At 45.7% G+C, this 7,179-nt stretch carries 9 protein-coding genes; 5 read left to right on the forward strand and 4 right to left on the reverse strand.

All coding sequences use genetic code 11. The features are described 5' to 3' along the window. Nucleotides 1-269: 269 nt before the first annotated feature. The 3 genes from ACE1CD_RS27050 to ACE1CD_RS27060 are packed head-to-tail and all read left to right on the forward strand — an operon-like array spanning nucleotide 270 to nucleotide 1,728. The gene (locus tag ACE1CD_RS27050) at nucleotides 270-443 is read left to right on the forward strand and encodes a hypothetical protein (RefSeq protein ID WP_374794916.1); all 174 of its coding nucleotides are present in this window, start codon (nucleotides 270-272) and stop codon (nucleotides 441-443) included. Then, nucleotides 440-808: a photosystem II reaction center protein Psb28 gene (gene psb28 / locus ACE1CD_RS27055; RefSeq protein WP_374794917.1), complete on the forward strand. Its 369-nt coding sequence runs from the start codon at nucleotides 440-442 to the stop codon at nucleotides 806-808. Before ACE1CD_RS27050 ends, psb28 begins: the two co-directional genes overlap by 4 nt. Then, on the forward strand, nucleotides 805-1,728 hold the full coding sequence (locus ACE1CD_RS27060; RefSeq protein ID WP_374794918.1) for a TIGR01777 family oxidoreductase: 924 nt from the start codon (nucleotides 805-807) through the stop codon (nucleotides 1,726-1,728). Before psb28 ends, ACE1CD_RS27060 begins: the two co-directional genes overlap by 4 nt. 118 nt (nucleotides 1,729-1,846) lie before the next feature. Here ACE1CD_RS27060 and ACE1CD_RS27065 read toward each other — a convergent pair whose 3' ends face one another. From ACE1CD_RS27065 to ACE1CD_RS27075, 3 genes are all read right to left on the reverse strand, one after another. After that, the gene (locus tag ACE1CD_RS27065; protein WP_374794919.1) at nucleotides 1,847-2,095 is read right to left on the reverse strand and encodes a hypothetical protein; all 249 of its coding nucleotides are present in this window, start codon (nucleotides 2,093-2,095) and stop codon (nucleotides 1,847-1,849) included. A gap of 45 nt (nucleotides 2,096-2,140) precedes the next feature. Continuing rightward, complete coding sequence (locus tag ACE1CD_RS27070) at nucleotides 2,141-2,563, reverse strand: tetratricopeptide repeat protein (protein WP_374826834.1); 423 nt, start codon at nucleotides 2,561-2,563, stop codon at nucleotides 2,141-2,143. 120 nt (nucleotides 2,564-2,683) lie between these two features. Continuing rightward, nucleotides 2,684-3,040 carry an iron-sulfur cluster assembly accessory protein gene (locus ACE1CD_RS27075; RefSeq protein ID WP_190464773.1) on the reverse strand — a complete coding sequence of 119 codons (357 nt, stop codon included), beginning with the start codon at nucleotides 3,038-3,040 and terminating at the stop codon, nucleotides 2,684-2,686. Between the two features lie 227 nt (nucleotides 3,041-3,267). Here ACE1CD_RS27075 and ACE1CD_RS27080 point away from each other — a divergent pair, with 227 nt between their 5' ends. Together ACE1CD_RS27080 and ACE1CD_RS27085 are read left to right on the forward strand one after the other, a co-directional pair. Next, a complete protein-coding gene (locus ACE1CD_RS27080; RefSeq protein ID WP_374826837.1) occupies nucleotides 3,268-4,905 on the forward strand; it encodes a hypothetical protein in 1,638 nt (545 codons plus the stop codon). 658 nt (nucleotides 4,906-5,563) lie between these two features. Next, nucleotides 5,564-6,661 carry a hypothetical protein gene (locus ACE1CD_RS27085; RefSeq protein WP_374794921.1) on the forward strand — a complete coding sequence of 366 codons (1,098 nt, stop codon included), beginning with the start codon at nucleotides 5,564-5,566 and terminating at the stop codon, nucleotides 6,659-6,661. Nucleotides 6,662-6,691: 30 nt separating this feature from the next. Here the strand turns inward: ACE1CD_RS27085 and ACE1CD_RS27090 are convergent, their stop codons facing one another. Continuing rightward, a complete protein-coding gene (locus tag ACE1CD_RS27090) occupies nucleotides 6,692-7,060 on the reverse strand; it encodes a hypothetical protein (protein WP_374826835.1) in 369 nt (122 codons plus the stop codon). Nucleotides 7,061-7,179: the final 119 nt, after the last annotated feature.

Below are 7,179 nucleotides of genomic sequence, written 5' to 3' on the forward strand. Positions count from 1 at the left end.
TTTAGAGGATTTCGATCGACAATTTACTCACTAATCGGGTTTTGTTGACCTAAAATCGGCGATCGATCCGGTTCTATGGCAGCTATAAACCTGATTATCTGCTATTGTGTTAAATTGCTGCGATTTTTAACTAAAATAAGTAATGATGGCAGATAAAACTTGTGTGTTTGCCTCTAAGGTGGCAATGCGATCGCTCTGGCAAATAAATATCAAGTGTTTATGAATATCATTAGACATCTCCTCCAAAAGAATCTCAAAGGGCAGGCAGGATGCCTACCCCACAAGAATTTTTGGAGATGTTTATTGTTAATGCGATCGATGCAATCGATGAAGCAAGAACTATCACCGAAAAACAGATTCGGATTAGTAGAGAATTGGAAAATCGAGATAAGACAACAGCTGGCTGTATAATGATTGTTAAGTTTCTTATCATCGTCTCATGACTGCCCAAGTCCCCTCGATCGAGTTCTTTGAAGGAATTTCCGAAGAATTGAGTAACGTCAGCCTGCGGCGGAATCGCAGTACAGGCGTGCGATCGGTTTTGATGACGTTCGCTCATCTCAAATCCTTGGAAAGATTTAACAGCTTTACCAAAAAATTCTCCAAAGCTCTGCTTTTAATCGATACTGAAGGTCGAATTAGCGTTGAGCCTTCTTCGGTAAAATTCATCTTCGGTGGGCCAGAGGGAGACGAGCTCGATCGGGTCGAGTGTGTGTTTGAGATCGAGCGGGAAGATCATTGGGAACGATTTATGCGGTTTATGAACCGCTATGCTGAAGCTAATGGAATGGCTTACGGGGAAAAATGAAAGTAGCGATTACAGGTGCAACGGGATTTGTCGGCAGTCGCTTGGTGGAACGGCTGCGCGAGTCGGGCGATCGCGTGCTGGTATTGACAAGAAACCCAGAACGTGCTAAGCGAGTTTTTCCCAGCAGTACTTTCCCCAATGTGGAAATCGTCGCCTATACACCCACGGAGTCCGGCGAGTGGCAAAAATCCCTATCGGGTTGCGACGGTGTGGTCAATTTGGCAGGAGAACCTTTGGCAGAAGGTCGCTGGACGCCAGAACGCAAGCAAGCGATTATGGATAGCCGCAAAATCGGCACCCAAAGAATAGTAGAGGCTATTTCCCAGGCAAATCCCAAACCAAAAGTATTGGTGAATACTTCTGCGATAGGGTACTACGGCACCAGCGAAACCGCTACTTTTGATGAAAGCAGTGCCACCGGTGAAGGTTTTCTGGCTGAGGTTTGTCAAGCTTGGGAAGCCGAAGCCCAAAAAGCGAAAGACTTGGGCGTGCGATTGGTTATCCTGCGAGTTGGGATTGTGTTGGGGATGGGAGGTGCGATCGCCAAAATGATACCACCATTTAAACTATTTGCCGGTGGCCCTATTGGTAGCGGTCGTCAGTGGTTTTCTTGGATTCATCGCGAAGACCTTGTGAATCTGATTTTGGCCTCGTTACGTCGATCGGATATTGAAGGTGTCTTCAACGCCACTTCCCCCCATCCTGTACGTATGACTGATTTCTCCCACACTATGGGAGAGGTTCTCAAGCGTCCTTCTTGGTTACCCGTACCCGGTTTTGCTTTAGAAGTGTTGCTAGGAGATGCGGCGGTAGTGGTATTGGAAGGTCAGGAAGTTGTGCCCAAACGCACTTTGCAGTTTGGCTTTGAGTATCAATATCCCAATCTCAAGTCAGCTTTGGAAAATATTCTCTTTTCTTAGGGAATAGGGCGTCGCGGCTAGGGGCAAGTGGGAGAGTGAGAGAATTTATACGTACATTTTCTCCCATTCTCCCTTTTCCTCTGATTTTTGACTTTTGACTTTTGACTTTTGACTTTTTCTAACTCGCTTTTGAGTTGAAACGTTTAGAAACCCAACTGGCTATGCCGCTGACAATGGCCCCTGCCATAAGGATGCTAATGGCAGGCATAAATATCGGTTCCCAAAGTTTGTGCCAAAGGTCGAAGCCCAAGGGAATGTCGGTAGCTTCACCGATAAGTGCGATCGCAAACCAGAAAAAACCGATCAAAACGAGGAAAAAATCCCACATTAAAGCTACATTGAGCCATTTGAGCAATTTATCTTTCATTTTTAGTCATCAATCATCGTCGCTCGGTCAGGCGTAACCAATTTATCAACCAAACAGCCAGGTCTGGATGCGCTTAAGACTCTTCCATTCTGGTTTTCTGGTTAAACCTTCTTCAATATTTTCTTGAATCTCGCGACGCAATTCCGAATCTAAAGCAAGTATCTGTCCGACAATTTCGATATGTTGCCGCACCCCAGTTTGATTGGTTTCCAGCATAGCAGATGCGAGATTAATGCGTGCTTGCGGTTCTTGCGGCGTTAACTTCACTGCCTTTTGGGCTGCTTTGTAAGCTTGATTTGGTTTATCGTCCAACAGGTACAACCAAGCCAAACAAGTCCAAGCGGAACCGTTTTTAGGAGTGCGATCGCAAATATCTTTGAAATAGGGTATGAGAGTCTCCGGAGTTTCGCCAGCTTTATAGCGTTCAATACCAGATTCAAAAATCTCCGCAGCTGTTTCTTGGGTCATCGGTGTTCAAAAAATAGATTAAAAAATAAAAAAGAAAGAGGTAAGCACAATTTTTCCTTTTTCTTTTTTAATTAGTGACAATGGCTGCTTTCGACCGCTCCGTGCAGGACGGGATACTACTTACACAGCAAAAGACTTACCGCAGCCACAGGTTTGACTGGCATTCGGATTGGTGAATTGAAAGCCACCGCCAATCATAGCATCGCTATAGTCCAGAACCAAACCGTACAAATAAAGTAAGCTCTTGCGATCGCAGACCAGCTGAAAGCCATCATAGTCAAAAACGTCATCATTCTCCGTAATGGTGCTGGGATCTATAAAATCCATCATGTATGACATCCCAGAACAGCCACCTTGGCGAACGCCCACGCGCAAGCAAAGGTCTTTTCCTTGTTTATCCCGCAAAAATTTAACTTGCTGGAGGGCACCATCCGCGATCATGATACCGCGTTGCTGAGACTGAGTTGCTGATGTCATAAATTTATATCGCTCCTTGGCCTGTTAACGTCTATAGATTTTTACCTTCTAGTATATTTTATCTAGCTTGAGAGCATCCCAAACTCAAAAGCAGAAGCACAAGCCAAGCAGGAATGCCTTATCGTGAAGATAAGGAAACCCTTCCCTATACAGGGATGGCAGGATCTTACGGTCAGTACGGATACCGAACCCGCAACCTGCTGATTATATTAGTAACGGCTTACTCTATGACAACTCTCAATCGCTCTACCCGTCGCCGGTTAAAACAATTAAACCAAATTCCCAGCGTGTGGGAGGGCGATCGCCGTCCGTTATCGCCTGACGGCGAATCGGACACAGAAGGAAAAGGTGATTGCATTTTGTGGGTAGATGGTTCGCAAGGAGTTGTCCGTGCGATCGACATGGTAGCATCAGAATCCGGCCCAGAAGCGGTAGTACGCACACTGCTGCGAGCGATGGAATATCCCCAAGGGCCAGTCAAACCAGCTCGACCCCAGAAAATAGTGGTGCGCGATCGCGAAATTCAATTTTTCCTGCGCGGAGTACTGCAAGAACTGGATATCGCCATAGAACACGTACCGACACTGCCCTTAATTGACGAACTGTTTCGGGAATTTCAAGAAAACGCTAACAGCCAACCGCCCCAGTTACCGCCCCAGTATGCCGATCGACTCATGCAAGCTGCATACGAGATTTGGAACGCTGCCCCTTGGGAATACCTCGAAGAACATCAAATCCTATCCATTGAACTGAATCGTTGGGACATTGGTACCCTCTACGTTTCTGTCATGGGGATGTCGGGAATGGAGTACGGCATTTTACTGTACCGTTCGCTCGACTCCCTCAAGCGCTTTCGGGCCACTGTTTTGCAGGAAGAAGAATCTCTGGAAAAGCTGGAAGAAGCTTTCCTGGGGCAAGACTGTCTGTTTGTCACCTTTGAGTCCGCAGCTGACTTGCAAGAAGATGAAGACATCGATTTAAGTGACCTGGCATTTTCAGAAATCGAGCCAAATTTTGGCAATATCCACCCATTAGAAGGTATCCGTGCCTCATTATTTGAAGAAGAAGCCCTCATCGTTTTAATCGCACTCGAAGCCTTCAATCGCTTTCTTCGCGCCCAGCGCCGCCAATTAGCTGGCGACACGTTCCCCTCTCTAAGCAATCGCTATCGCATTTCTGTACCCCAAGAAGATTCCCAAACCGGCACTCAACAGGCATCTGTGAAAGTGGCAACGCTACCAGATATCTCCAAAGAACTGTTGAAAATGATTGAGTGGGAAGACGACGAAGATGATGAGGCGCTTTTTCTCAAAGCTATGCCCGTTCTCAGAGATGACTTGGTGCCGCAAAATTCCTTCCTCAGCATCGGGATGGTATCTTGGGAAATGGTGGAGTATTTGCGGATGAGTCTGGGACAGAATCCATCGATGGAAAAAGTAGAAGCGCTGGGAGATGGGTTACCGGTAATTTTGATCCAAACCTCGCGTCCCAAAGCTAAAACCTTGATCGAGAAAATTCAAGCAGCAGGCGGTGTTAAAGGCATTATCTTTAATCCGGGGGAAGACCCGTTTGAAGATAATACTTACGACTTGGGAATCATCCAAACCAACAATGAGGAAATGCACGTTTTTGGCGAGTTTATCCAAAATGACCCCATTCACGCAGAAGCGCGTAAGAAGTGGGATCGGCGGTGTAAGAAAACGAAGGGTCACTGCGGGTTGCTGATTAGTAAAGGGTTAACAGGTGCTTCGCGAGGAAATCCTCAGTTACAAGATATGATGGCTCTGTTTGAGGCGCGATCGCTCTCTCATAAAGAATTGGGCTTAGGTACTCTGCAACGGATGTTGCAAGTGGACTGGGAATAAGAAAGCAGGGACTAGAAGAACGCCGCGCTAGTTTTGAGAAGTTTAAGAAACCCGTTTTTTAGACAATATCCTCGAATCAAGTCGGTGTCATCCCAAATGCGGGTCTCCTACCCCTTTTTCAGGCTCAATGTTATATCAAATCCGGGTTATTTACCCCCTTTATATTTTTCCTCTTCTCTCCCCCACTCCCCCACTCCCCCACTCCCCCACTCCCCCCCAACAATAACGGAGGTAACTGAAGCCGATTTGGGATCGGTTGTCGATCGCAGTTTAAAAAATAGCTTCACAAGTTTTTCACTTTTTTAAGGTTAGCTATCAAATAGGACATCCGTGCTGACCAACCATGAGCTATCTAGAACACCAGCTTGGGTATGTTCCTTTGCTGCCATCAAGATTTGCTCATGGTTGTGATTATATGGTTGTGATTATCTACTTAGCCATGAATAAAAAAATAGATGTTATAAGTATATTTACGCAAACAATTGCATTAGATCTAAAAAACCTGAATTGTCACATAGAGAAGTATATTATATTGCCGAAATCAGCAATCATACGTTGATAGACAATTTCTAAATAGCAAAGGCAAATTTTGATATGCCAAACTAAAATTAAAGATGTTAATCTTTGCAGCATCATCAGCTATCTAAAGGGGGAAGTAATGGCTAAAGCAACAGTTCAATCTATAGCTCAACAATGGGCTAAAAAGTATATTGAAAACCTCCAAATAAATTCCCAAAATGAATCCTCAAAACAGCCTCATAAGTTAGCAGATATAGTTTCCAGAGCGGGACGGGAGGAAACCGCTGAAAAATTAATGCACTCGCTCCGATTTGTGAGCGCCCAAGCCTGGAACAAAACCGAAGGATTGCTAGCGAAAGAAATCTATAGGCATAGGATAAATCCCAGATTAATCAATCCTTGGGAAATTGCAGCAGATTCGTTTCGCATTTACGAAAAAGCGCTCTTAATTTACACGCAACAAGCACCGCCGAGACGTCTTTCTGTGGTGATGGGGCTTGATAACCAATACGACGAGCTAGACAAAAATGCACTGGAAGTTTATACAGAACAGATTGCTCCCAGCCAACTGGCAAGTTTGATAGGTGAGGAAATCGGCGAACTTCAGAATAAGTACACTGCAAATGACCCGCGAGTCAAAGGTTTTGTGAGTATGCAGTTGCACTATACCAGCCAGATGCTGTTGGAGATGCTCTCCCCCACAGAGCAAATGCTGGTAGGTGTTTATTTCAAAGTAATTGACGACCACTTCTATATGCCTTTGCAGCGCTCTTATCAAGCGGCAGCAAAACTCGACTACGACTCACCGGTTTTGGCAGCTGTGCAGCAGTTGTTACCGGAAAGTACTAAGATTGCGAAAAAGATTAATGAGCGGGTAATTCAGCTCTACCCAGGTTATCGCAGCTACAGCGGTGCTTTAACCGACCCAACAGTGCAAGTTTCCAGTATCCGCGATGTGGAAATGTTCCAAGTGTATTTGTGGGTGTGCGCCTTGGAAGAGAACATCGCCGCTATTCAACAAGAATTATTTCCTCTATGCGTGATGCTCTACCCTACTTTGGGGGTCAAGTGGGAGCTGCTGCGGCAAATGCTGTATTTATTGGGTAAAGAAATCCGCAGTCGTTTGACTGCGGAACAAGCAGCGAAATTTATGCCATATTTTCAGGCATTGTGGGAAATGTTTTCCCCCGATGTCTTTGCCGGTCTTGGGGAAGATGAGAATTTATTAGCAATATAAGCTTTATTTCTTAAAGATCGGCAGTTTCTGTTACCTTTGGCCTAGCTGCCTCTTCAATTGTGCAACTTGTGCTTCCAGCGCTTTGACGCGCTGGTTTAGCTCAACTGCTAGGTTAGCGAGTCGTTCAAACATGGGATCTTGAGATGGTCTTTGCGTGTTGATTCTGGGAGTGGCGCGTGGGGGTAAAGGTGCTGGTGTCGGTCTGGGTATTTCCCGTCTGGGAAACTCGGAACGGTTGCTAATTCGATATATTTGGGACTCGATGCGCTCCACTTGCGATCGCAATTGGGAGTTATCTGTCTCCAATCTAGAAATACGGGATTCCAGGTAACCTGTTGATTGTGCCAGCGTCAAACCCGGCCATAGGGCAATTCCTAAACTGGAGTTCCCTTTTGACAAAAAGGGGGAAGGTATGCTGGGCTTGGCTTTAAGGGTTCAAGCTCGGCCAATTACATGGGTACACTACAACCCAACTCCCAGCAAATCCAAAGCTGTTTGTTGCAGAGGAGTAGGCTGGG

The organism is Aerosakkonema sp. BLCC-F183, from assembly GCF_041929145.1.
Classification (GTDB): domain Bacteria; phylum Cyanobacteriota; class Cyanobacteriia; order Cyanobacteriales; family Aerosakkonemataceae; genus Aerosakkonema.

What these genes read in the sequence shown, in the direction of transcription:
- ACE1CD_RS27070 (WP_374826834.1), bottom strand. Translation starts at nt 2,563, where the DNA reads ATGACCCAAGAAACAGCTGCGGAGATTTTTGAATCTGGTATTGAACGC.
- ACE1CD_RS27085 (WP_374794921.1), top strand. Translation starts at nt 5,564, where the DNA reads ATGGCTAAAGCAACAGTTCAATCTATAGCTCAACAATGGGCTAAAAAG.
- ACE1CD_RS27080 (WP_374826837.1), top strand. Translation starts at nt 3,268, where the DNA reads ATGACAACTCTCAATCGCTCTACCCGTCGCCGGTTAAAACAATTAAAC.
- psb28 (WP_374794917.1), top strand. Translation starts at nt 440, where the DNA reads ATGACTGCCCAAGTCCCCTCGATCGAGTTCTTTGAAGGAATTTCCGAA.
- ACE1CD_RS27075 (WP_190464773.1), bottom strand. Translation starts at nt 3,040, where the DNA reads ATGACATCAGCAACTCAGTCTCAGCAACGCGGTATCATGATCGCGGAT.
- ACE1CD_RS27065 (WP_374794919.1), bottom strand. Translation starts at nt 2,095, where the DNA reads ATGAAAGATAAATTGCTCAAATGGCTCAATGTAGCTTTAATGTGGGAT.
- ACE1CD_RS27060 (WP_374794918.1), top strand. Translation starts at nt 805, where the DNA reads ATGAAAGTAGCGATTACAGGTGCAACGGGATTTGTCGGCAGTCGCTTG.
- ACE1CD_RS27050 (WP_374794916.1), top strand. Translation starts at nt 270, where the DNA reads ATGCCTACCCCACAAGAATTTTTGGAGATGTTTATTGTTAATGCGATC.